Origin of the sequence: Streptomyces sp. NPDC048290 (assembly GCF_040652095.1) — a bacterium.
In the GTDB taxonomy this organism is placed as follows: Bacteria; Actinomycetota; Actinomycetes; order Streptomycetales; family Streptomycetaceae; genus Streptomyces.
This window is the reverse complement of the sequence record NZ_JBEZLM010000028.1, coordinates 14,474-38,097: the sequence shown is the minus strand read 5'-3', so window position 1 is coordinate 38,097 and position 23,624 is coordinate 14,474. Positions and strand designations below refer to the sequence as shown.

The window sequence follows — 23,624 nt, the reverse complement described above, 5'->3', positions numbered from 1 at the left end:
GGGATCTAGCGCACGCCGTGTGGCCGGAACTGCACGCTGATCCGGGGCCCGCCCGCGCGAGTGCTCTTCGGTACGCAGTGCTCCCAGGTCCGCTGGCAGGAACCGCCCATCACGATCAGATCGCCGTGTCCCAGCGGGCGGCGCACCGAGTCGCCGCCGCGCAGCGGACGCAGCAGCAGATCGCGCGGGGCGCCCACGGACAGGATGGCGACCATGGTGTCCTCCCGGGCGCCGCGTCCGATCCGGTCGCCGTGCCAGGCCACGCTGTCCCGGCCGTCCCGGTACAGACACAGCCCGGCCGTGGTGAACGGCTCCCGCAGCTCCCCGGCGTAGTGCGCGGACAGCGCGTCGCGGGCCTCGGTCAGCGCCGGGTCGGGCAGCTCCTCGCCCTGGCCGTAGAAGGCGAGCAGCCGGGGCACGTCGACCACCTGGTCGTACATGGTGCGCCGCTCCGCCCGCCAGGGGACGTCGTGCAGCAGCCGTTCGAACAGGGTGTCGGCGCCGGTCAGCCAGCCGGGGAGGACGTCGATCCAGGCGCCGGAGCCCAGCACGGTCCGGCGGACGCCGTCCAGCGGGCCCAGCCGCACCTGGTCGCTCTGGTCGAAGAGGGAGCCCTGGAGGTGCGTGGTCATGACCCCAGCGTACGCCTCATTCGAAAATCTGTTCCCATGACGCCTCCGAGTGGGGTCCGGGTGGTGGATCGGTGCCGCACGGCCCTAGGGATACATTCCTGTATCGGATACATTCGCGTATCGAACGGAGGCGGCCGGCATGGTGGACGACGGGACCGGGGCGGAGCCGCCGGGCGGGCGCGTGACCCGGCGCCGGGCGCGGACCCGGGCGAACCTGCTCGCCGCCGCGTTCACCGTGTTCGCCGCCAAAGGGTTCGGACGGGTCTCCATCGAGGAGGTCTGCGAGGCGGCCGGATACAGCCGGGGCGCCTTCTACTCCAACTTCGCCAGCCTGGACGAACTGTTCTTCGCCCTCTACCAGGAGCGGGCCGAACTGATCGCCGAACAGGTCGCCGGGGCGCTCGCCCAGGACGGCCCCGGACTCGACGTCCCCGCCGCCGTCGACCGCGTCACCGGCGTACTGCTCCTCGACCGCGACTGGCTGCTGGTCAAGACCGACTTCCTGGTGCGTGCCGCCCGCGACCCCGCCGTCTCCGCCACCCTCCTCGACCACCGGGCCCGGCTGCGCGCCGCCATCGCCGAACGGCTGCGCCGCGCCCGGGGCCACACCGCGCTCCCCGCCGTCCTCGGCGGCACCGACGGAGCCGCCCGCGCGGTCGTCGCCGCCTACGACGGCGTCACCGTGCAACTCCTGCTCGACCAGGATCTGTCCGGCGCCCGCGCCTGGCTGAAACAACTGCTCACGGCGCTGCTGACGGACGGCGGCGCCGCCGGGTCACCCGACCCCCCGCCCCCAGGAAGGGAACGTCACCATGGACGCTGACGTCATCGTCGTCGGAGCGGGCCTCGCCGGCCTGGTCGCCGCGCACGAACTCACCAGCAGGGGCCGCCGGGTCGCCCTGGTCGACCAGGAGAACGCGGCCAACCTCGGCGGCCAGGCGTACTGGTCGTTCGGCGGACTGTTCCTGGTCGACTCCCCGGAACAGCGCCGGCTGAAGATCAAGGACTCCTTCGACCTGGCCTGGACCGACTGGCAGGGCAGCGCCGCCTTCGACCGGCGGGACGACGAGGACGCCTGGGCCGTGCGCTGGGCCCGCGCCTATGTCGAGTTCGCGGCGGGCGAGAAGCGGTCCTGGCTCGACGGCCACGGCATCAAGCTGCTGCCCACCGTCGGCTGGGCCGAACGCGGCGATCTGCGCGCCGACGGCCACGGCAACTCCGTACCCCGCTTCCACATCGCCTGGGGCACCGGCACCGGAGTGGTCGAACCCTTCGTCGCGTACGCCCGGCAGGCCGCCGCCGACGGACTGCTCACCTTCCACCACCGCCACCGCGTCGACGCCCTGATCGTCGAGGACGGCGCGGCGCGCGGGGTACGGGGCACGCTGCTCGCCCCGGACGACGCCCCGCGCGGTGTCTCCTCCAGCCGGGAGGCGGCCGGTGAGTTCACCCTCACCGCCCAGGCGGTGATCGTCACCTCCGGCGGCATCGGCGCCGACCACGACATCGTCCGCCGCCACTGGCCCGCCCGGCTCGGCACCCCGCCCGCCCGGATGATCACCGGCGTGCCCGCCTACGTCGACGGCCGGATGCTCGACATCAGCGCCGAGGCCGGGGTCCGCCTCGTCAACCGCGACCGGATGTGGCACTACACCGAGGGCGTCCAGAACTGGGACCCGGTCTGGCCCGGCCACGGCATCCGCATCCTGCCCGGCCCGTCCTCGATGTGGTTCGACGCCCTGGGCCGCCGCCTGCCGGACCCCTGTCTGCCCGGCTACGACACCCTCTCCACCCTGCGCCATCTGCGCACCACCGAGGACCTCGCCGGACACGACCACTCCTGGTTCGTCCTCACCCGGAAGATCATCGAGAAGGAGTTCGCGCTCTCCGGCTCCGAGCAGAACCCCGACATCACCGCCAAGGACCGCAAGGCGGTGCTGCGCGACCGGCTCCTCGGCAAGGGCGCCCCCGGCCCGGTCCAGGCGTTCCTGCGCAGCGGCGCCGACTTCGTCACCGCGCCCACCCTGGAGCGGTTGGTCGAGCGGATGAACGGCCTCACCGACGCACCCCTCCTGGACGCCGGTGTCCTGCGCCGCCAGATCGAGGCCCGGGACCGGCAACTCGCCAACACCTACAGCAAGGACGCCCAGGTGCAGGGCATCCGCAACGCCCGCCGCTACATCGGGGACCGGCTCGGCCGGGTCGCCACCCCGCACCGGCTGCTGGACCCCGAGGCCGGTCCCCTGATCGGCGTCAAGCTGCACATCCTCACCCGCAAGACCCTCGGCGGCATCCAGACCGACCTGGACTCCCGCGCCCTCGGCGCCGACGGCAGGCCGATCGAGGGGCTGTACGCGGCGGGCGAGGTCGCCGGGTTCGGCGGCGGCGGCGTCCATGGGTACAACGCGCTGGAGGGCACGTTCCTCGGCGGCTGTCTGTTCTCGGGCCGCGCGGCGGGCCGGGCGGCGGCGGGCCAGGTGGGCTGAGCGGCCCGGTCAGGGTGGCGCGGGTCAGGTGGGCTGAGCGGCAAGGTCGGGGTGGGCGGCGGGCCAGGTGGGCTGAGCGCTGGGCGGGAGCGGGCCAGGTGGGCTGAGGGGGAGCGGTACGAATCCCCTCAGCCCACCTGGCCTGAGGGGGAGCGGTACGAATCCCCGGTCCCAGGTCCCCGTTACCCCTACCCGTTACCCGATCAGCGCGGCGGGCGTCACTCCCGCAGGAGCCGGAGCAGTACGGCCGCATGGCTGTGCTCCGGCTCCTTGGACCCCGTCAGCAGCGTCACCGGGCCCGCCGCCACCGACGCCCGCAGCCCGGCGAGCAGCCCGGCCGCCTCAGGCTCGGCCAACTCGGCCTCGTACCGCCGCGCGAACTCCTCGTACGGACCCTCCCCGGCGTGGTACCAGCGGCGCAGTTCGGTCGACGGAGTGAGCGCCTTGGGCCACTCGTCGACCCGTGCCGCCTCCTTGGACAGCCCGCGCGGCCACAGCCGGTCGACCAGGACGCGCAGACCGTCGCCGGGTTCGACGGCCTCGTAGATACGGCGGACGCGGACGCTCACGGGGGACCCTTCGCCGGGGGTGGTTTTCCCGGAGCGTATCCCGGCTGTCGGAGTCATGGCGATATGGCGGGGATTGTTCGGATCGTAGGGACGGACGGGCGACTCGGGGCCGGTCCGGTACGACGGTCTCAACGCCGTGCCGGGCGCCCGGTGGCCGCCCGCCGGGTCCGGCGTTCCGTCTCGCTGGCGCCGCCCCACACCCCGGAGTCCTCGCCCTCGTCCAGCGCGTACCGCAGACAGGGCTCGCGGACCGGGCAGGTCCGGCACACCGCCTTGGCCCGCTCCGTCTGGAACGCGGCCGGTCCGGACGTGCCGACCGGGAAGAACAGATCGGGGTCGTGGAAGCGGCACTCGGCCAGCTCCCGCCAGTGGTCGTCCATCGCCGCCTCCACCGCTGTAGCTGTCGCGGTCGCCTCGTGTCGAGTCGTACGCGCCCTCCTGAAGGGCCCTCCTCGACTCGGCTCACCGGTCGGCGCCCGCTGAAACAGATCTCGCGGAAACGGCACTGTCACGGCATCGGTGATTCCGCGTCAGGAGCGCAGACTTTCGGCCGCCGTGGTGAGCACCGCCTCGGCGACGACGGCCAGCGCGGGGGAGTCCAGCTTCCACTGCTGCCAGTACAGCGGCACGTCCACCGGACCGCCCACGCCGAGCGGCACCAGCCGCCCGGACCGCAGCGCCGGGTCCGCCTGCGCCTCCGTCACCAGACCCCAGCCCAGCCCGGCCACGACACACGCCGTGTACCCCTCGTTCGTCGGCACCCGGTGGCGCAGCGCGCTCGCCCCGCCGTGTCCGCCGCCCAGCCCGCGCACGAAGGCGTCCTGCATGTCGTCGCGCCGGTCGAAGGTGATGACCGGGGCCTCGGCCAGCGCGTCCCGCGCCGGGCGCCCGCGCAGATACCTGGCGGTGAACTCCGGGGTGGCCACCGGCAGATACCGCATCCGCCCGAGCGGCCGGACCGAACAGCCCGGCACCGGGTCCGGCGACGAGGTGACCGCCGCCATCACCAGCCCCTCCCGCAGCAGTACCGCCGTACGGTCCTCGTCCTCGCGGCGCAGTTCCAGACCGGGCGCCGAGCCGGGCGGCAGCCGGACCAGGGCGTCCAGGAACCAGGTGGCCAGCGAATCCGCGTTCACCGCGACCGACACCCGGGCCGGTTCGCCGTCCCGGGTGAGCCCCAGCTCCGCGAACGCGTCCCGCTCCAGCCGCGCCAGCTGCCGGGCCAGCCGTACCAGCACCGCCCCCGACTCCGTGGGGCGCACCGGCTTGGTGCGCAGCAGCAGCACCCGGCCCGTCCGCTGCTCCAGCGCCTTCACCCGCTGGCTGACCGCCGACGGCGTCACATGCAGCGCGAGCGCCGCCGCCTCGAACGTGCCCTCGTCCACCACCGCGAGCAGCGTCCGCACCTGGTCCAGCGGCAGATCCGACAGCCCGCCCGCACCGGAGACGCCCTCACTCATCCGCCCCGACCTCCAGTCCGTCCAGTCCATCCACTTCAGTCAAGCTAATGATAGGTAAGAATCTTTAGCTGTACGTCCAGTGATCGCGTCCGTAGCGTCCACGGCATGACCCCCGCACTGTCCGCCGCCACGGCCGGCTTCGGCACCGGCCTCTCCCTGATCGTCGCCATCGGCGCCCAGAACGCCTTCGTCCTGCGCCAGGGCGCCCGGCGGGACGCCGTCCTCGCGGTGGTCGCCATCAGCGCGCTGTCCGACGCCCTGCTGATCACGCTCGGGGTCGCCGGGGTCGGCGCGATCGTGGTCGCCTGGCCGCAGGCCATGACGGTGGTCGCCTGGACCGGCGGCGCCTTCCTGCTGGGCTACGGGGCGCTCGCCGCCCGCCGGGTGCTCCGGCCCACGGGGGACACCCTGGGCGCCGACGGGTCCGGGGCCGCTGGATCACGCCGCCGGGCCGTCCTCACCGGTCTCGCCCTCGCCTGGCTCAATCCCCATGTCTATCTCGACACGGTCTTCCTGGTCGGCTCGCTCGCCGCCGACCGCGGCGAACTGCGCTGGACCTTCGGCCTCGGCGCGGCCGTCGCCAGCCTGGTCTGGTTCACCGCGCTCGGCTTCGGCGCCCGGCTGCTCGGCCGCCGGCTCACCCGGCCCGCCGCCTGGCGGGTACTGGACGGCTTCGTCGCCCTGACGATGATCACCCTGGGCGTGCTGCTGATCGCCCGAGCCTGATCCGGGCCGCCATAGTCCGAGACGGCTCCCCGTCCGCGGCCCGCTGCTGCGATAGTGACTCCTGGTTCGAAAGATGTAACGAGCAACCAGGAAGTGCGTGGACAGCAGCGGACGCGGTACGCAGGAGCCGGAGGATCCGGCGGCCACGGGGGGCACGCCCCCGCCGGGTGAGGAGCCGTCACGCCCCCGGCGCCGCTGGGCGATGGACACCCGGCCGCTGCGCCGCCCCGCCTACCGCAGGCTCTGGTCGTCCACCATCGTCACCGCCGTCGGCAGCCAGCTCACCGCCGTCGCCGTACCCAAGCAGGTCTACGACCTCACCGGGTCCTCCGCCTGGGTCGGCTACGCCAGCATCGCCGGACTGCTGCCCATGGTGGTGTTCGCGCTGTGGGGCGGCGCCGTCGCCGACGCGGTCGACCGCCGGACCCTGCTGCTGGTCACCAACATCGGCATAGCCGTCACCTCGCTGCTGTTCTGGCTCCAGGCGCTCACCGGGCTGGACTCCGTCGCCGTACTGATGGTGCTGCTCGCCACCCAGCAGGCGTTCTTCGGGCTCAACGCGCCCGCCCGCAACGCCTCCATCGCCCGGCTGGTCCCCGAGGAGGAACTCGCCGCGGCGAACGCGCTGGGCTCGACCGTGATGCAGATCGGACTGGTCGCCGGGCCGCTGCTGGCCGGGGCGCTGATCCCGGTGATCGGGCTCGCGGAGCTGTATCTCATCGACGCCATCGCCCTGTGCGTGACCGTGTGGGCCGTCGCCCGCCTGCCCTCACTGCCGCCGCTGACGACGGCCGCCCGACGCCGGGCGGGGGTACGGGAGATCGTCGCGGGCTTCCGGTACATCGCGCTGCACAAGGTGCTGCTGCTGTCGTTCCTCGCCGATGTCATCGCGATGGTCCTCGGTATGCCCCGCGCCCTGTTCCCGCAGCTCGCCGCCGAGACCTACGGTCCCTACGGCGAAGAGCTGGCCCTCGGGCTGCTGTTCGCGGCGATCCCGGTCGGCGCGGTGGCGGGCGGACTGTTCTCGGGCACGTTCTCGCGGGCCCGGCGGCACGGCTGGATGGTGATCGGCGCGGTGGTGGCGTGGGGGCTGGCCATCGCGGGCTTCGGGCTGAGCACCAGTCTCTGGGTCGCGGTGGCGTTCCTGGTGGTCGCCGGGGTCGCGGACATGGTGTCCATGGTGTTCCGGGGCGCGATCCTGCTGTCCGCCGCGACCGACGAGATGCGCGGCCGGATGCAGGGGGTGTTCACCGTGGTCGTGGCGGGCGGCCCGCGGCTCGCCGACGTCCTGCACGGCACCGCGGGCTCCGCGTTCGGCCCACGCGCCGCCGTGGTGGGCGGCGGACTGCTGGTGGTCGCGGCGATGCTGGGCCTGGCGGCGGCGGTACCGGCGCTGCGCCGCTACCGCGTCTGACCAGGCCGACGGCTCAGAGGGCCTTGATCCGCGACTTGAGCAGGCAGAACTCATTGCCCTCGGGATCGGCGAGCACATGCCACTGCTCCTCGCCGGTCTGCCCGATGTCGGCGCGGCGGGCCCCCAGCGCGAGCAGGCGCTCCAACTCGGCGTCCTGGTCGCGGTCGGTGGGGTTGACGTCGATGTGCAGCCGCGTCTTGCCCGGCTCGGGCTCCTCCCGGTAGCTGAGGATGATGGTCGGCTGCGCCCCGCCGAACCCCTCCCGGGGCCCGATCTCGAACATCAGGTCGCCCTCGCGGTCCAGCACCACGAAGTCCAGCACCTCGCACCAGAACCGCGCCAGCACCTCGGGTTCACGGCAGCCGAGGACGAGTTCACTGATACGACACGCCATGGGGAACGGACCTGCTCTCATCGGGGATCGGTACGGACACCGCGACGGGACCGTGGGGCCCCGTGGCACGGCCACGCGGGAGACCGTACCCGGAGAAGCGAGCAGGTGGGAAGCGGCTTTCCGGGTGCCGCCACCGTCGGGGAGGGGGCGGGTCCGACCCTCCGGGCCGGGGGCCCGCGGGTGGGTGGTCCGGCTGGTGCGTCCGGGGTGACGGCTGATTCGGCGCGGGCGTGGGCCGCCCACGCCCCGGCTTGTGGCTGCGGGAGTGTGGCCGCCCGCGCGTCCGGGCCGCCGGCCGATGCCCGCGCGGGCGTGGGCCGATGCCCACGCCCCGGCTTGTGGCTCTGGGAGCGTGGCCGCCCGCGCGTCCGGGCCGCCGACCGATGCCCGCGCGGGTGTGGACCGGCGTCCAGAGCCTGGCCCGTGGGCCCGGATCGGCCTCGCCTTCGACGCTGGACTCCGCCCGGAGAGCCCGCCCTCCAGGTCCCGGCGGCTGGTCCCCCGAGCCCTGCCGGGATGGCTCCGCACGACCGGAGCCCTGCCGGGGTGGTTCCCCGACCGGAGCCTGCGGGGGTGGTTCCCCGCGACCGGAGCCCTGCGGGGGTGGCTCCGCGCGACCGGAGCCCTGCCGGGGTGGTTCCCCGACCGGAGCCTGCGGGGGTGGTTCCCCCCGCCCCGAGCCCTGCCGGAGTGGCTCCGCGCGACCGGAGCCCCGCCGGAGTGGTTCCCCCCGACCCGACCGGAGCCCCGTCGAGGTGGGGTTCCCCGCGGCCAGGCCGGTGGCCGGTCCCCCCGTCCAGACCGGCTGTCCCACCGCCCGCCTCCAGGCTGCCGGCTCACCCCCGCCCCCCAGGCAACCGATCGCCCCACCCCCGGGCGCCCGTCCCACCTACCCCGCGAAGAAGATCGGCTTCAGGTGGGTGAAGAAGGCGATCCCGTCGCCCGCCCCCTCGTACTCGCCCCGTCCGCTGTTCTTCCGGCCTCCGCCAGGTACCCGCAGATCACCCACCGACGTGGGCAGGTTGATGCCCACCCGTCCGGCGTCCACCGCCTGGGCGAAGCGCCTGCCGCGGTCCCGGTCGGCCGTGAAGATCGCCGCGCACAGTCCGTACGGCGTCCCGTTGGCCAGGGTGATGGCCTCCTCCAGTGAGGAGACGCTCAGCAGGGCCACCACCGGGCCGAAGATCTCCTCCTGCACGATGGGGGAGTCCAGGGCGGGCCGTTCGACGACGGTCGGGGCGATGTAGTAACCGGCGGGGAGGTCGGGGCCCTCGGCGGGGCCGCCGCCGATGAGGACCGTGCCGGACAGCGCCTCGTCGGTGAGGTACGAGAGCACCTTGTCGTACTGGACGCGGGACGAGACCGGCCCCATGTCCGTGTCCGGGTCGAGCCCGTCGCCGACCCGGACCGCACGGGTGCGGTCCACGAACCGGTCGCGGAACTCCTCGAACACCGGCGTCTCCACCAGGATGCGGCTGGTCGCGATGCACCACTGCCCCGCCGCCGTGTAGGAGGCGGCGACCGCCGCGTCCAGGGCCCGGTCCAGATCCGCGTCGGCCATGACCACCAGCGGGTTCTTGCCGCCCGTCTCCACCTGGACCTTCACATCGCGCGCCCCGGCCAGCTCCGCGACCTGGAACCCGACCCGGGTCGAGCCGGTGAACGAGATCGCGTCCACGTCCGGGTGGTCAAGCAGCGGCTGCCCGGCCTCCTGGCCCGTGCCGAACACCAGGTTGTAGACCCCGGCGGGCAGACCCGACTCCATCAGCGCCCGGCCCACCATCTCCGCGGTGACCGGGGTGAGTTCGGACGGCTTGACCACCACCGCGTTGCCCGCGACCAGCGCCGGGACGCTCTTGCGCAGGACCGCGCTGAACGGGTAGTTCCACGGGGTGACCAGGACCGCCACCCCGACCGGCGCCCGGGTCATCTCCACATCGAGATCGGACTCCAGGGCCCTGACGTGGCTGAGCAGATCCGGGGCGATCTTCAACTGATAGGCGGTGGCGGCCAGCGCCCGCGCGATCTCGCCCTCGCAGTCGGCGAGGGTCTTGCCGGACTCCAGGACGTCGGCGACCGCGAGCGCCTCCGACCGGCTCTCCAGGAGTTCCAGCGCCCGGCCGATGACGGCGATCCGGTCCTCGACGGGTGTCGCGGCCCAGTCCGCGGCGGCGGCCCGCGCGGCGGCCACCGCGGCACCGGCGTCCGAGGCGTCCGACGCCGGGCACACCGCGATGATCCGGTCGGCCCGCGCGGGATTCTCCCGGGCGAGGGTGCGTCCCGAACGCGCGGGCTGCCAGGTCCCGTCGACCAGATTGAGGACCTCGTGCGCGGAAGCGGGGATGGTGGGCACGGACGACGGCTGGGATGAAGCGGTCATGGGGTGAAGCCCTCCCGTCTGCGGATGCAGGGGATCGGAGTGACGGGTCGCAGTCACTGGTCGGAGTGACTGAGCTGTCCAATGAATGTGAAGGTACCCTTACTATTCACCACCCTTCGGCTGCGCTCAAGGGGTGTGATAGGTCGGATTATGAGGAGGTGAGGGTGGTGTAGACCTTAAGAGGGGCCCACGCTATAGTTAGCAGCCTTTACTATTTATTCGAGTTTACCGGAGGGAAGGAGCCAGGTGCGACGCCAGCAGCAGCGCCCCGCGCAGCACCGCCCTCCCCTCCAGGGCGGAGCGCGTGACATACGTGTCCCGCCCCGCGACCACCTCCGCGACCGCCGGATCGTCCCCCAGCCGCCGTACGGTCGCCGCGCGCAGCGCCGGGATCAGTCCGGGCAGCGCGCTGACATCGCCGTCGAACACGATCCGGCGCGGCGACACCGCATATGTCAGCGCGGTCGTCAGCTGCGCCAGATACCACGCCTCCAGCTCGACCAGCTCCGGAGTGACCGCCTCCGGCCAGCTCCCGCCGCCGGTGCGGGCCAGCAGGGCGCGCCTGCTCGCCAGCGACTCCAGACACTCGGGGTGATAGGGACAGGGGCCGGTCACCTCGTCCGACGGATGCCGGGCGACCGGCAGATGCCCCATCTCCGGATGCGCCCGCCCGTGCACCACCCGGCCCCCGGTCAGCACCCCCGCCCCGATGCCGCCCGTCACGATCACGAACACCAGGTCGTCGCCCCCGCCGCCGAACTCCCGCTCGGCCAGCGCGCCCGCGTTGACATCCGTGTCCAGCGCGATCGGCACCGGGAACTCCCGCCACACCGCGCCGACCAGGTCGAACCCCGGCCACCCCGGCTTGAGCACCGACCCGACCCTGCCGTACGTCGCCGACTCCAGCCGCAGATCCAGCGGGCCGAAGCAGCCGATACCGACCGCCGACACCGGGCCGTACCGCTCCTGCTGTGCGCGGAGGAAACCGGTGACCCGGCCCAGCGTCTCCTCGGGTGTGGTGGTGGGAAACACCGCCTCGGCCCGTACCTCGTCGGGACCGGTGGCGACCGCACACCTGAAGTCCTTGCCCGATCCCGCGATTCCGGCGAGCATCCCTGTTCCTCCTGCTGTGTCGCGCGTGATGTGTGGGGAGGCCACCGGGGGGCGTCCCGCCGGGGCCGTACATACCGCTGGGGCCGTGCCTACCGCCGGGGCCCTGTCCGCCGTACCGGCGGCGGCTCAGGGATCGTCGCCCCCGTCCGCCAGGCCCGCCCAGTGCGGGCGGGTCAGCCGGAACACCTCGCCGAGCGGGGCGTACGCCGAGCCCGACAGCCGGGCAACCGGAGCCAGCAGCGCGGGGTCGACGCGCCCGGCGCGCCAGACCTCCGGCGCCACATGAAGGTGCAGCACCTCGCCGATGACCAGCACACTGCTGCCCACCGGCACCTCCCGCACCAGCCGGCACTCCAGATGCGCCTTGGCCCGTGCCACCCGGGGTGCCGCCACGCGCGCCGCCGGTGCCTCCGCCAGCCGCGCCCAGACGAACTCGTCCTCGCCCGGCGGGAAGTCGGCGGAGGTCAGGTTCATCGCCGTCACCAGCTCGGCGGAGACCACATTGACCACGAACTCGCCGGTCGCGCGGATATTGGTGAGCGTGTCACGCACGCCGGTCGAGCTGAACACGATGTGCGGGGGGGCGTGCGAGGCGATGGTGAAGTAGGAGTGCGGGGCCACATTGCGCACCCCGCCGGGGCTCAGGGTGGACACCCAGGCGATCGGGCGGGGCACCACCAGCGCGGTCAGCAGATGGTAGACGTCCCGCACCGGCCAGGCGTCCGCGGACAGTTCCAGCGGCCGGTCGAGCCGCTCGGGCGGGACCGGTGGACGACCGGTCCCCTCAGCCTCGGTCATGATCGCTCCCAGGATCGGCCGGTAGGATTGCGGCGCTCGTCGGCGCCGTACGTGTGTGCGCCGGGCCGGACCGCCGTGGCGGTCGCCAGTGGTCACACCAGCGCAGGAGGAGGTAGGGGCCACGTTTGTCGAGCCGCGTAACTTCGTGAAGGCGGACCCGTCCATGGTCCGGGCCATCAACCGGCGTTCGGTCATCGACGCCGTCCAGCACCACGGTGTGCTCTCCCGCTCCCAGGTGGCGCGGGTGGTGGGACTGTCCAAGCCGACCGTCTCCGAGGTCTTCACCGATCTGCTGGCCGCCGGACTGCTCCGCGAGGCCGGTGCCACCCATGGCCGCCAGGGACCCAAGGCCCTGCTGTACGAGATCAACAGCGAGGCCGCGTGGGTGGTCGGCATCGATGTGGGCCGCCGCTGGATCAGGGCCGCGCTGGCCGATCTGTCGGGCCGGATCGTCGCCCGGCACGACGAGCGGGTACGGCTGCGCAGCAGCCAGACCCTGCTGGACCAGATCGGCGCCATGGCCCGGACGGTGATGGCCGAGCGGTCGGTCCGCTGGGACCAGGTCAGCCAGGTCACCGTCGGCAGCCCCGGCGTGGTCGATCCGGCGCGCGGGCAGATGATGCTCGCCGCGAACCTGCCCGGCTGGGAGCGGCAGGGCATGGTCGAGTCGATCCGCGCCCGCTTCGACGCGGCCGTCACCATCGAGAACGACGTCAACCTGGCCGCGCTCGGCGAGCTGTGGAGCGGTTACGGGCGGCAGTACGACAACTTCGCCTATCTGTGGATCGGTTCCGGCGTCGGGCTCGGTCTCGTCATCGACGGCAAGCTGCACCGGGGGGCGCGCGGGCTGGCCGGGGAGATCGGCTATCTGCCGATCGGTCTGGAGGGCGCCGACGAGTCGGGGCCGCCGTGGCGCGGCTGGTTCGCCAGCGAGACCGTGGAGCGGGCGGTGGCGCGGCTGGCCGCCGACCGCGCACTGGACCGCCCGCCCACCATGCGCGGGGTCTTCGCGATGGCCCGGCGCGGCGACGCGCTCGCCCGCGAGGTGGTCGAACTGGAGGCCCGGCTGCTGGCCCGCGCGGTGTCCACGGTCGCCGCCGTGGTCGACCCGGAGGTGGTGGTGCTGGGCGGCGGCATCGGCCACAACGGCGATCTGCTCACCCCGACCATCGAGACGACCCTGCGTGCCCTGACCCCGCTCTCCGTCCAGGTGGTCACCTCCGTGCTCGGCACGGACGCCGTGCTGCACGGCGCGGTGGGCAGCGCGGTCTCCGACGCCTGGGGCCGCCTCCTGGGCACCCCGATGCCAGAACCCGACCCGGGCCCACCGGCACCGGTCACGGTGGGGGAGTAGGGCGGGGAGCGCACCGGCCCGCCGCCGGGGGTCCGGGGGTGTCGGGGCGTCTGCGGCTGTTCGGGTGAGCGCGGATCTCCGCGCGTCTGCGGGTGCCGGGGCGTCCGGGGGTGTCCGGGTGTCCGCAGGGGTCCGGGGGGCCGGTGCCGTCGATGTCACCGGCGTCGTCGGAGCCGTCGGCTGTGCCGGGCGGGAGTGTCGGGCCGGTACGGGAGCCGTGTCCGGCGCCGCGTGCGCGGTCCCCTGCGTCCCGGTCGTCCGCGCGTCCCCTCTTACGGGAGCCGCGCTTTCCGCCGTCCTGGTGGTCTCGTCCGTCCGGTCCGCTCCGGTCGTCCGCGCGTCCCCTCTTACGGCGGCAGCGCTTTCCGCCGCCCCGGTGATCCCGTCCGCCCAGCCCGCCCCGGTCGCCCGCGCCTCCCCCCTCATGGCAGCAGCCCTTCCCGCAGCCCCGGCGCCCGCGTCTCCGTCTCCCCGGGCGGACCGGCCGATCCGGCCGCCGATCCCGCCGCCGATCCCGAATCCGACCCCGCCGCCGATCCCGCCGCCGATCCCGACCCCGCAGCAGACCCCGACCCTGGCCCCGTCTCTGCCTCCGCCCCCGCCTCCCTCAGGCGCTGGCGGGTCAGTTGGGTGACCACTCTGCGGGCCTCCGGGGAGTCCGCGCCCCCGCCCAGCCGGTGCAGCCCCAGCAGTGCCGCGCCCGCGACCGGCGGGGACGTCAGGACCCGTACCGTCGCGCGGGGGGCGATACCGGCGACGCCCCGGCGGACCGTGTCCAGGAGTGGGCCGTCGCCCGCCTCGAACAGCCCGCCGCCGAGGACCACGGGGACGTCCGCGTGGGCGAGGCCCAGTCTGCGGACGGCCGTGGCGACGTAGGTGACGATCTCCGACGCCAGTTGGTCGATGAGTTCCCGGGCGACCTCGTCGCCCTCGGCGGCGGTACGGAAGACGGTCGGCGCCAGCACCAGGAGCTGGCGTTCGGTGATCCGGCCGGTGTAGACGGCCTCGGCCACCGCCATCGGGTCGGCCAGCCCGAAGTACCGGGGCACGGCGGTCTCCAGCGCCGTACGGCGGCCCCGGCCGTCGGTCGCCCGGACCGCCTGGCCCAGCGCCCGCACCCCGAGCCAGCGCCCGCCCGCCACCCAGTCCCCGGAGATCCGGCCGAGCGCGGCGAACCGCAGATCGCGTCCGTCGGGGGCGATGCCCACACAGTTCAGCCCGGTCCCGGCGCCGACCGCCACCCCCCACTGGGCGGGGCTGCCCGCCCACAGCACGGCGAAGGTGTCGTTGTGCAGCAGCACGGAGTCGGTCAGCCGCGCGGCGCGCAGGGCCGTGCCCACCCGGTGCTCGTCGACCGGCAGATCGATACCGGCGAGACAGAACACCCCGAGCCGGGCCAGCGGCTCACCGGGCGGCAGTCCGGCGGCGGCGCGCAGCCGGTCGGCGCTCTCCCGCAGCGCGGCCGTCGCGCCCTCAAGACCGAGGCGCTGATGGGAGCAGCCGGGGCCGCGCACCGCGGCGAGAACCGTGCCGTCGGCGGCCACCAGCGCCAGTTCGGTCTTGGAGTTGCCGCCGTCCACCGCCAGGACGGCGGCCCTCGTGCTCGTCTCTGCTGTCACCGCTGTCACCGCTGTCCCCGCTCTCAGGGCTCCCGGAACTGGTCCGCACTGGTCCACGCTTGGCCCAGTGCTCCACTATAGTAAGGGCTCCTCACTATTTATCCATCCTCTTGGAGTGATCGGCACAACAGGAAGGCATGTCATGAGCGTCAAGATCGCAGTAATCGGAGGCGGCTCCACCTACACCCCCGAGCTGGTGGACGGGTTCGCCCGGTTCACCGACCGGCTGCCGGTGGGGGAACTGGTGCTGCACGACATCGACGCGGCCCGGCTGGAACCGGTCGCCGGGGTCGCCGGGCGCATCCTGGCCCGGCAGGGCTGGACCGGCCGGCTGACCGCCACCGGCAGCCTCGAACAGGCCGTCGAGGGCGCCGACTTCGTCGTCGTCCAGCTCAGGGTGGGCGGGCAGCAGGCGCGGCTGCTGGACGAGACGCTGCCGCTGGAGGTGGGCTGCGTCGGGCAGGAGACCACCGGCGCGGGCGGCTTCGCCAAGGCGCTGCGGACCGTGCCGGTGGTGCTGGACCTCGCCGAACAGGTCGCCGCGCGGGCCGCCGACGGGGCCTGGCTGGTCGACTTCACCAACCCCGTCGGGATCGTCACCCAGGCCCTGATGGACGCCGGGCACCGGGCCATCGGCCTGTGCAACGTGGCGATCGGGCTCCAGCGCAAGTTCGCCGGGCTGCTCCAGGTCGACCCCGGGCGGGTGGCCCTGGAGCACGTCGGACTCAACCACCTCACCTGGGAGCGCGCGGTCACGGTGGACGGCCGTGATGTGCTGCCCGACCTGCTGGACGGGCACCTCGACGCGCTCTCCGCCCACCTGGAGCTGCCCGGCTCGCTGCTGCGCGACCTGTCCGCCGTGCCGTCGCGCTATCTGCGCTTCTACTACCGCACCGCGGGGATGCTCGACGAGCAGCGGGCGGGCCGTATCCGGGCCCGCGAGGTGCAGGCCATCGAGGAGGAGCTGCTCGCCCTCTACCGCGACCCCGCCCTCGACACCAAGCCCGCCGCGCTCGCCCGGCGCGGCGGCACCCACTACAGCACGGCCGCCGTCCAGCTCATCGCGTCTTTGTACGACGACCGGGGCGATGTCCAGGTGGTCAACATCCGCAACGACGGGGCCGTCCCGGACCTGCCGGACGACGCCGTCGTGGAGATCCCCGCCCGGATCACCTCCGCGGGCGCCGCCGCGCTGCCCGCCCGTCCGCTGCCGCCGGAGCTGCTGGGCCTGGTCCAGCAGGTGAAGTCGTACGAACGGCTGGCCGTCGCCGCCGCCCGCACCGGTGACCACCGCAGCGCCGTCCTCGCCCTGATGGCCAACCCGCTGGTCCGCGACCGCGAGCCCGCCGTCGCCCTGCTGGACGCCTTCCTGCGGGAGCACGAGCGGACCCTGCCCGGTTTCTGGCGGGCCCCGTCCAGGACTCGCTCCGGACACGAATCTGTAAGCACCCCTTCCTAACTATTGAGCTTGACCGGAACCGCCGCTAGATTCTGGGCACTCACCGGACTCGGGCGAAGGTGGAGCATTCCGGACGCCCCGCACAGGCGACCGGACACCCGCTCGAAATGGTGCACACGTCCCCACACATCCCATGGGACGACATCGGGGGCCTCACATCCAGATCCATGCGCCATCGAAGGAGGCGTCCAGATGGGTGGACTGCGTAGGGTTCGAGGCTTGTACGTGTCCGTCGCCCTCCTGCTGACCGGCGCACTGACCGCCGCGTGCGGCGGAGACGGAGGCGGCGGTGCGGACGGAGGCGACGAGAAGATCCGTCTGACGGTCGGCACGTTCAACGACTTCGGTTACAAGGAGCTGTACAAGCAGTACATGCGGGACAACCCGAACATCGAGATCGTCGAGCATGTCGCCGAGTACCAGACCCATCACACCCAGCTCGCCACCCGGCTCGCCGCCGGGAACGGGGCGCCGGACGTGGTGGCGATCGAGGGCGACTTCCTGGGCCAGTTCACGGCCCAGCCGCAGAACTTCCACAACCTGCTGGAACTGGGCGCCGGTGATCTGGAGGACCGCTGGCTGCCCTGGAAGTGGAAGCAGTCCATGGCCGGGGACAAGGTGCAGATCGGTATGGGCACCGATGTCGGCGGCCTCGCCATCTGCTACCGCCGGGACCTCTTCGAGAAGGCCGGACTGCCCACCGACCGCGCTGAGGTCGCGGGGCTCTGGCCGGACTGGAAGAGCTATATCGAGGTCGGCAAGGAGTTCACCGCCGCCAAGACCGGCGCCAAGTTCGTGGACAGCGGCCCGCTGCTGTTCAACGCGATCCTCGGCCAGGCCGACGCGGCGTTCTACGCCCCCGACAACAGCCTGGTCCTGGAGAGCAACCCGGCGGTCAAGCAGTCCTTCGACCTCACCTCCGAAGCCGTCGAGGCCGGGCTGTCCGCCAACCTCGCCGCCTTCAGCCCGCAGTGGAACACCGGCTTCCAGCGCGGCAGCTTCGCCACCCTCACCTGCCCCGCCTGGATGATGGCCTTCATCCAGAGCCAGGCCCCCAAGACCGAGGGCCAGTGGGACGTGGCCGCCGTACCCGGCGGCGGCGGAGGGAACTGGGGCGGCTCCTGGCTGACCGTACCGAAACAGTCCGACCACCCCGAGGAGGCGTACAAGCTCGCCGCCTGGCTCACCGCACCCGAGCAGGCGCTCACCGTCTTCAAGAACATCGGCAACCTGCCCGCCATCCCCGAGCTGTACAAGGACCCGGCCATGGCGGACCTGAAGAAGCCCTTCTTCAACAACGCCCCGGTCGGCCAGATCTTCACCGAGGCCGCCACCCGGCTCCAGCCCCAGTACCAGGGGCCCAAGGCAGCCGCCGTACGGCTGGCGCTCCAGAACGGCATCAAGCGCGTCGAGGAGGGCCGGGAAGAGCCCGGCGAGGCGTGGGACAAGGCACTGAGCGATGCCGAAAAGGCCGCTCAGTAGCCCGCCGGCGCCCATGCCCGCCGAGCGCCCCGCCGCCGCCCGGTCCGCGGCAGGACCGGCCACCCCTTCTGGTGGCCGGCCCCGCCCGGACGGGCGCGGCGGGCTGCGCACCCGGCTGCGCCGCGCCGACCGGACCCTCGCCCCCTACCTCTACATCGCCCCCTTCTTCCTGGTCTTCCTCGGCTTCGGCCTCTTCCCCCTCGGCTACACCCTCTTCGTCTCCCTGCACGACTGGAGCCTGCTGGGCGCCGAGGGCCACCGATGGGTCGGCCTCGCCAACTACCGCGAACTCCTCGGCGACTCCTACTTCTGGAACGCCCTGTTCAACACGGTGTCCATCTGGTTTCTGTCCACCGTGCCGCAACTGCTGCTCGCCCTCGCCCTGGCGCACACCCTCAACATCCGGATGCGCGCCCGCACCACCTTCCGGATGGGCGTCCTGCTGCCCAATGTCGCCTCGGTGGCCGCCGTCGCGATCATCTTCACCCAGCTCTTCGGCCGGGACTTCGGGATGGTCAACTGGGCCCTCGACCTGGTCGGCATCGGCCCCGTCGACTGGCAGGGCGGCCGGGCCAGCTCCCATGTCGCCGTCTCCGCGATGGTCATCTGGCGCTGGACCGGCTACAACGCGCTGATCTACCTGGCCGCCATGCAGACCGTCCCCCGCGAACGGTACGAGGCCGCCCGCACCGACGGGGCGAACGGCTTCCAGCTCTTCCGGCACATCACCGTCCCCGCGCTCCGCCCGGTGATCATCTTCACGGTGATCATCTCCACCATCCAGGGACTCCAGCTGTTCGCCGAGCCCCTGCTGTTCGACCCCACCCCCGGCGGGGTCACCGGCGGCTCCGACCGCCAGTTCCAGACCCTCACCGTCTACCTCTACGAGCAGGGCTTCCGGCAGTTCGACTTCGGCTACGCGTCCACGATCGCCTGGGTGATGTTCCTGGTGATCGTCCTCGCCTGCGCGGTGAACTACCTGGTGACCCGGCGGATCAGGTCGAACCGGTGACCACCGTGACCAGCGTGACCAGCGCCGCCCTGAAAGGAGGGCCGGGATGACCAGCAGCACCGGGACGACCTCCAGCACCGTGGGTGCCCCGCCCCCCGCCGGCCCCCCGCCCCGCCCCCGGCGCCGCCGCGGCGGCGGACTGCGCCACCTCAATCGGGCCGGACCCCTCACCTACGCCCTGCTCGGCGCCATCGTCCTCGGCTCCGCGTTCCCGCTGTACTGGACGCTGGTCGTCGCCTCGCACGACAACGAGGCCGTCGCCCAGACCCCGCCCCCGCTGGTGCCCGGCGGCCATCTCTTCGACAACATCGGCCGCGTCTTCGACACCGTCGAGTTCCAGAAGGCGCTGCTCAACTCGCTGATCGTGGCCGGTTCCATCACCCTGTCCGTGCTGCTGTTCAGCTCGCTCGCCGGGTTCGCCTTCGCCAAGCTCCGCTTCCGCGGACGGCGGGCCCTGATGCTGGTGGTGATCGGCACGATGATGGTGCCGACCCAGCTCGGCATCATCCCGCTGTACATCCTCATGGGCGAGCTGGGCTGGGCCGGGCGCCTGGAGGCGGTCGTCGTGCCTGGCATGGTCACCGCGTTCGGCGTCTTCTGGATGCGCCAGTTCATCCTGGACGCCGTACCCGACGAACTCATCGACGCGGCGCTCCTCGACGGCTGTCACACCACCCGGGTCTTCTGGCATGTCATCGTGCCCGCGACCCGCCCGGCCGCCGCCGTGCTCGGCGTCTTCACCTTCATGCAGGCGTGGAACGACTTCTTCTGGCCCCTGGTCGTCCTCAACCCCGACGACCCGACGGTCCAGGTCGCCCTGTCCAGCCTCTCGGCCGGATACTTCCAGGACTACTCGCTGATCCTCGCCGGAACCGCCCTCGCCACCCTGCCCGTCCTGCTGGTCTTCGCCCTGCTGGGGCGGCAGATCGTGGGCGGGATCATGGCGGGAGCGATCCGCGGCTGACCACACCTGTGCTCCACCCCGCCGTCCGTTCTCGTGGCTCTCAGAAGGAGGCCGACATGACCCCCCAGTCCGCACCCCCCGGCGAGCGCCACGCCATGCCGCCAGGCGAGTCCACCGAGTTCACCCATGTGGTCGTCGGCGCGGGCAGCGCCGGGAGCGTCCTCGCCGCCCGGCTCAGCGAGGACCCGGCCGCCCGGGTGCTCCTGCTGGAGGCGGGCCCGCCCGACACCGCACGTGACCTGCACATCCCGGCCGCCATGCCCCGCCTCCTGAAGGGCCCGTACGACTGGGACTACGCCACCGAGCCACAGCCGCACGCGGACGGCCGCTCGGTCGCCTGGCCCAGCGGCCGGGTCCTCGGCGGCACCTCCTCCACCAACGCCATGATCTACGTCCGCGGCAGCCACGCCGACTTCGACACCTGGCGCGACGACCACGGCTGTGACGGCTGGGGCTACGACGATCTGCTCCCGTACTTCCGCCGCGCCGAGGGCTACCGCGGCCGGCGCCTGCCCGGCGACCTCGGCACCAGCGGCCCGCTCGCCGTCGAGGACCCGCGCCGGCGCCACCGCACCACCCGTGCCTGGGTCGCCGCAGCCCGCGCCCACGGCCTCGCCCCCGGCGCCGGATTCAACGGCGGACGCCCCGACGGCGCGGGCTTCTACCAGCTCACCCAGCGCCGGGGCCGCCGCTGGTCCACCGCCGACGCCTATCTGCGCCCCGCGCTGAACCGGCCCAACCTCACCGTGCGCACCGGTGCCCTGGTCACCCGGGTCCTCCTCGACGCGGGCCGGGCGACCGGCGTGGCCTACCGCTCCGGCGGCACGGAACACCAGGCGCACGCCACGGCCGAGGTGATCCTGTGCGCCGGGGCCATCCGCTCCCCGCACCTCCTCATGCTCTCCGGCATCGGCGACCCGGACGCGCTGCGCGCCCACGGCATCCCGGTCCTGGTCGAGTCCCCGGCGGTCGGCGCCGGGCTCCAGGACCATCCCCGCTGCACCATGGTCTGGCGGGCCCGCCCCACCCGGGGCGACGCACTGGCCCCGGCCCGCGCCGAACTCCTGTGGCGGCTCCTCGGCCGCGGCCCCCTGGCCTCCAACGGCGGCGAGAGCGGCGCCTTCCTGCACACCCGGGAGGGGCTGCCCGGCCCCGACCTCCAGTACCACGTGGTCCCCCCAGGACTCCCGGACCCGGACGCCGACGCGGCGCCCTCGATCGCGGTCCTGGTCACCGCCGTCGAGGTACGCAGCCGGGGCCGGGTGGGACTGCGCTCCGCCGACCCCGCCGACGCGCCCGCCCTGGACCCCGGCTACCTCAGCCACGAGGGCGATCTGGAGGTGCTGGCCGCCGGGGTGCGGATCGCCCGGGAGATCGCCGCCCACCGCCCCTTCGCCGACGTCACCGACGGCGAGCTGACCCCGGGCCCCGACACCACCGGTGAACCGGCGATCCGGGACTGGATACGCCGGGACCTGGTCACCATGCACCACCCCACCAGCAGCTGCGCCATGGGCGGCGGCGAGGACACGGTGTGCGACCCGCTGCTGCGGGTACGCGGTGTCACCGGGCTGCGGGTGGCCGACGCCTCCGTCTTCCCGACCGTGCCGCGCGGCAACACCAACGCCCCGGTGATCGCGCTGGCCGAACGCGCGGCCGACCTGATCCGCGACGCCACCCACGTACCCCCGCAAACGAGGAGATCCCCGCGATGACGCCCACCGGCAAGACGGTCCTGTTCGTGCTCACCAGCCATGGTGAACTCGGCGACACCGGCCGGGCCACCGGATTCTGGCTGGCCGAGGCCGCCCATCCCTGGGAGGTGTTCACCGCCGCCGGACACCGTGTCGAGCTGGCCTCCCCGCGCGGCGGACGCTCACCCATCGACGGCGCGGACCTTTCCGACCCGGCCCAGCGGGCCTTCCTCACCGAGGTCGACCTCACCGCCGCGGTACGGCTGGCCGACGTCGACCCGTCCGACTACGACGCTGTGCTCTACGTCGGCGGCCACGGCACCATGTGGGACTTCCCCGGGAACCCGGACGTCGTACGGATCGGCGACGCCGTGCACGCGGCGGGCGGGGTGATCGCCGCGGTCTGCCACGGTCCGGTCGGCCTCCTCGACCTCACCACCGCCGACGGCACCCCGCTCCTCGCGGACCGCGCGGTCACCTGCTTCACCAACGCGGAGGAACACGCCTCCGAGATGGCCGACATCATCCCGTTCTTCCTGGAAACCGCCCTGACCGCCCGAGGCGCCCACCACACCAGCGCCGACGTCTACGCCCCCCATGTGGTCCAGGACGCCCGGGTGGTGACGGGCCAGAACCCGTCGTCGGCACGGGGCGTGGCGGAGACGGTGGTGAAACTACTGGCGGAGTGAGGGCGGGGCTACACGGGGGTCAGGGAGGGCTGCGCTTCGAGCCCCCCGTCGTCGGTGCAGCGCAACTCCTTCGCCATGGCGAGGGCGAAGGAGTGGGCGAGGGCGGCGTAGGCGTCTTCGAGTGCCTTGGGGTCACCCTCAGGCTCGACGGGTGCGCCCGTGGTCTGAACGAAGACCCGCATGTGGTACGGGACCGAGGTGAGCGGGCTGTTGTTGTCGTGGCAGTCGAAGGAGATGAACGCCGCGTCGGGTGAGGTGCCGGACAGGTCACCCATGGACAGCTTGGTGAACTGGGGAGCCACGTTCTCATCCTTGTTCGCCGTGCGATCCATCAGCCACCACCTGATCCGCAGTGGCTCGGTCTTGGCTTGCAGAGGCGTGTAGATCCGGCAGATGTCCTCGTTCCCGGCGCCGTCCGTCCTGCCGGTGAGCCGGAGATCCTCGACGGCGCGCGGGATGGTGTAGTCGTCGTCGGACGCTTCGAACTGGTCGACGCCCATGATGGCTTGGAGGGACTTGGCGACGGCCGGGGAGATGGCCGTTCCGCCGCAGAGCTGCTGGGCTCTGACGAGTGGCTCTGGCTCGACCCCGTCGTCGCTGCACCCGGCGACCGCGAGCGCCAGGGAAACGGCTACGGCACTGCACCGGAGCCTGCGTGTGGGGACCACGTTCAGTGTCCCTCAGACCGGGTTGAGGGAGGGCTGCGCGTCGAGTCCACCGTTGTCGGTGCAGCGCAGTTCCTTGGCCATGGCGAGGGCGAAGGAGTGCGTGAGGGTTGCAAAGGCGTCTTCGATCTCCTTGAGATCCCCTTCAGGCTCGACGGGAGCACCCGTGGTCTCGACAAAGACCTCTATGTGGTAAGGGACAGATGTCAGTGGGCTGTTGTTGTCGTGGCAGTCGAAGGAGATGAAGGCCGTGTCGGGTGAGGTACCGGAGAGATCACCCATCGACAACTTCGTGAACTGCGGGTACAGATTCTCGTCCTTGTTCGCCGTGGTTTCCGTCAGCCAATACCTCACGCGCAGTGGCGTGGTGAGTGCTTTGAGGGGGGTGAAGATCCGGCAGATGTCCTCAGTTCCAGTGCCCTCCGTCCGGCCCGTCAACCTGAGGTTCTCGGCAGCGAGTGGGATGGTGTAGTCATCGTCGGATGCTTCGAACTGATCCACGCCCATGATGACGTGAAGGGCCTCGGCCGCTGCTGGGGAGATGGCCGTTCCGCCGCAGAGCTGCTGGGCCTTCACCAGCGGCTCCTCCTCCGTTCCTTCGTCACTGCTGCATCCTGTGACCGTGAATGCCAGGGAAGCGGCGACGGCCGCACACAACAGCCCGCGCGTCGTCCTACGGGTGATCACCATGAGCGTCCTCTGTATCGTCGATCA

General features: G+C 72.6%; 22 protein-coding genes. 11 read left to right on the top strand and 11 right to left on the bottom strand.

What is annotated here, in order from left to right:
• Positions 1 to 5: 5 nt before the first annotated feature.
• Entirely contained in the window at positions 6 to 632 is a 627-nt protein-coding gene (locus tag AB0D49_RS34855; protein WP_362765774.1) for an alpha-ketoglutarate-dependent dioxygenase AlkB, read from the bottom strand.
• Positions 633 to 771: 139 nt separating this feature from the next.
• Here AB0D49_RS34855 and AB0D49_RS34850 point away from each other — a divergent pair, with 139 nt between their 5' ends.
• Both AB0D49_RS34850 and AB0D49_RS34845 read left to right on the top strand, forming a co-directional pair.
• A complete protein-coding gene (locus tag AB0D49_RS34850) occupies positions 772 to 1,455 on the top strand; it encodes a TetR/AcrR family transcriptional regulator (protein ID WP_362765771.1) in 684 nt (227 codons plus the stop codon).
• Complete coding sequence (locus AB0D49_RS34845) at positions 1,445 to 3,118, top strand: FAD-binding dehydrogenase (RefSeq protein WP_362765768.1); 1,674 nt, start codon at positions 1,445 to 1,447, stop codon at positions 3,116 to 3,118. The genes AB0D49_RS34850 and AB0D49_RS34845 overlap by 11 nt, the downstream gene beginning before the upstream one ends.
• 218 nt (positions 3,119 to 3,336) lie before the next feature.
• Here AB0D49_RS34845 and AB0D49_RS34840 read toward each other — a convergent pair whose 3' ends face one another.
• The 3 genes from AB0D49_RS34840 to AB0D49_RS34830 all read right to left on the bottom strand — a co-directional run bounded on the left by AB0D49_RS34840 (position 3,337) and on the right by AB0D49_RS34830 (position 5,147).
• The gene (locus tag AB0D49_RS34840; RefSeq protein ID WP_362765765.1) at positions 3,337 to 3,687 is read right to left on the bottom strand and encodes a DUF488 family protein; all 351 of its coding nucleotides are present in this window, start codon (positions 3,685 to 3,687) and stop codon (positions 3,337 to 3,339) included.
• 128 nt (positions 3,688 to 3,815) lie between these two features.
• A complete protein-coding gene (locus AB0D49_RS34835) occupies positions 3,816 to 4,067 on the bottom strand; it encodes a WhiB family transcriptional regulator (RefSeq protein WP_362765762.1) in 252 nt (83 codons plus the stop codon).
• Positions 4,068 to 4,217: 150 nt separating this feature from the next.
• Positions 4,218 to 5,147 carry a LysR family transcriptional regulator ArgP gene (locus tag AB0D49_RS34830; RefSeq protein ID WP_362765759.1) on the bottom strand — a complete coding sequence of 310 codons (930 nt, stop codon included), beginning with the start codon at positions 5,145 to 5,147 and terminating at the stop codon, positions 4,218 to 4,220.
• A gap of 105 nt (positions 5,148 to 5,252) precedes the next feature.
• Here AB0D49_RS34830 and AB0D49_RS34825 point away from each other — a divergent pair, with 105 nt between their 5' ends.
• Together AB0D49_RS34825 and AB0D49_RS34820 are read left to right on the top strand one after the other, a co-directional pair.
• Positions 5,253 to 5,873, top strand: a complete 621-nt coding sequence (locus AB0D49_RS34825) for a LysE/ArgO family amino acid transporter (protein WP_362765756.1) — start codon at positions 5,253 to 5,255, stop codon at positions 5,871 to 5,873.
• 97 nt (positions 5,874 to 5,970) lie between these two features.
• Positions 5,971 to 7,287, top strand: a complete 1,317-nt coding sequence (locus tag AB0D49_RS34820) for an MFS transporter (protein ID WP_362765754.1) — start codon at positions 5,971 to 5,973, stop codon at positions 7,285 to 7,287.
• 13 nt (positions 7,288 to 7,300) lie between these two features.
• Here the strand turns inward: AB0D49_RS34820 and AB0D49_RS34815 are convergent, their stop codons facing one another.
• The 4 genes from AB0D49_RS34815 to AB0D49_RS34800 form a co-directional block, all read right to left on the bottom strand.
• The gene (locus tag AB0D49_RS34815; RefSeq protein ID WP_362765752.1) at positions 7,301 to 7,681 is read right to left on the bottom strand and encodes a VOC family protein; all 381 of its coding nucleotides are present in this window, start codon (positions 7,679 to 7,681) and stop codon (positions 7,301 to 7,303) included.
• A gap of 889 nt (positions 7,682 to 8,570) precedes the next feature.
• Positions 8,571 to 10,061, bottom strand: coding sequence for an aldehyde dehydrogenase family protein (locus AB0D49_RS34810; protein ID WP_362765749.1), 1,491 nt, complete (start codon positions 10,059 to 10,061; stop codon positions 8,571 to 8,573).
• A gap of 225 nt (positions 10,062 to 10,286) precedes the next feature.
• Positions 10,287 to 11,174, bottom strand: a complete 888-nt coding sequence (locus tag AB0D49_RS34805) for an ROK family protein (RefSeq protein ID WP_362765746.1) — start codon at positions 11,172 to 11,174, stop codon at positions 10,287 to 10,289.
• 126 nt (positions 11,175 to 11,300) lie between these two features.
• Complete coding sequence (locus AB0D49_RS34800; RefSeq protein ID WP_362765743.1) at positions 11,301 to 11,972, bottom strand: flavin reductase family protein; 672 nt, start codon at positions 11,970 to 11,972, stop codon at positions 11,301 to 11,303.
• 145 nt (positions 11,973 to 12,117) lie between these two features.
• Between AB0D49_RS34800 and AB0D49_RS34795 the strand changes: the two genes are divergently transcribed.
• The gene (locus tag AB0D49_RS34795) at positions 12,118 to 13,326 is read left to right on the top strand and encodes an ROK family transcriptional regulator (protein WP_362765739.1); all 1,209 of its coding nucleotides are present in this window, start codon (positions 12,118 to 12,120) and stop codon (positions 13,324 to 13,326) included.
• 422 nt (positions 13,327 to 13,748) lie between these two features.
• Here AB0D49_RS34795 and AB0D49_RS34790 read toward each other — a convergent pair whose 3' ends face one another.
• Complete coding sequence (locus AB0D49_RS34790) at positions 13,749 to 14,945, bottom strand: BadF/BadG/BcrA/BcrD ATPase family protein (protein ID WP_362765736.1); 1,197 nt, start codon at positions 14,943 to 14,945, stop codon at positions 13,749 to 13,751.
• Between the two features lie 142 nt (positions 14,946 to 15,087).
• Here AB0D49_RS34790 and AB0D49_RS34785 point away from each other — a divergent pair, with 142 nt between their 5' ends.
• The 6 genes from AB0D49_RS34785 to AB0D49_RS34760 all read left to right on the top strand — a co-directional run bounded on the left by AB0D49_RS34785 (position 15,088) and on the right by AB0D49_RS34760 (position 22,245).
• The gene (locus AB0D49_RS34785) at positions 15,088 to 16,404 is read left to right on the top strand and encodes a 6-phospho-beta-glucosidase (protein WP_362765733.1); all 1,317 of its coding nucleotides are present in this window, start codon (positions 15,088 to 15,090) and stop codon (positions 16,402 to 16,404) included.
• 225 nt (positions 16,405 to 16,629) lie between these two features.
• Positions 16,630 to 17,886 carry an extracellular solute-binding protein gene (locus tag AB0D49_RS34780; RefSeq protein ID WP_362765987.1) on the top strand — a complete coding sequence of 419 codons (1,257 nt, stop codon included), beginning with the start codon at positions 16,630 to 16,632 and terminating at the stop codon, positions 17,884 to 17,886.
• 13 nt (positions 17,887 to 17,899) lie between these two features.
• Positions 17,900 to 18,898, top strand: coding sequence for a sugar ABC transporter permease (locus AB0D49_RS34775; protein ID WP_362765730.1), 999 nt, complete (start codon positions 17,900 to 17,902; stop codon positions 18,896 to 18,898).
• Between the two features lie 46 nt (positions 18,899 to 18,944).
• The gene (locus AB0D49_RS34770) at positions 18,945 to 19,862 is read left to right on the top strand and encodes a carbohydrate ABC transporter permease (RefSeq protein WP_362765727.1); all 918 of its coding nucleotides are present in this window, start codon (positions 18,945 to 18,947) and stop codon (positions 19,860 to 19,862) included.
• A 56-nt stretch (positions 19,863 to 19,918) separates the two neighbouring features.
• Positions 19,919 to 21,577 carry a GMC family oxidoreductase N-terminal domain-containing protein gene (locus tag AB0D49_RS34765; protein ID WP_362765724.1) on the top strand — a complete coding sequence of 553 codons (1,659 nt, stop codon included), beginning with the start codon at positions 19,919 to 19,921 and terminating at the stop codon, positions 21,575 to 21,577.
• Entirely contained in the window at positions 21,574 to 22,245 is a 672-nt protein-coding gene (locus AB0D49_RS34760) for a type 1 glutamine amidotransferase domain-containing protein (RefSeq protein WP_362765721.1), read from the top strand. The genes AB0D49_RS34765 and AB0D49_RS34760 overlap by 4 nt, the downstream gene beginning before the upstream one ends.
• Positions 22,246 to 22,253: 8 nt before the next feature.
• Here AB0D49_RS34760 and AB0D49_RS34755 read toward each other — a convergent pair whose 3' ends face one another.
• Positions 22,254 to 22,913 (bottom strand): hypothetical protein, encoded by a 660-nt coding sequence (locus AB0D49_RS34755; protein WP_362765718.1) that lies wholly within the window; start codon positions 22,911 to 22,913, stop codon positions 22,254 to 22,256.
• A gap of 12 nt (positions 22,914 to 22,925) precedes the next feature.
• Positions 22,926 to 23,600, bottom strand: a complete 675-nt coding sequence (locus tag AB0D49_RS34750; RefSeq protein ID WP_362765715.1) for a hypothetical protein — start codon at positions 23,598 to 23,600, stop codon at positions 22,926 to 22,928.
• Between the last annotated feature and the right edge of the window lie 24 nt (positions 23,601 to 23,624).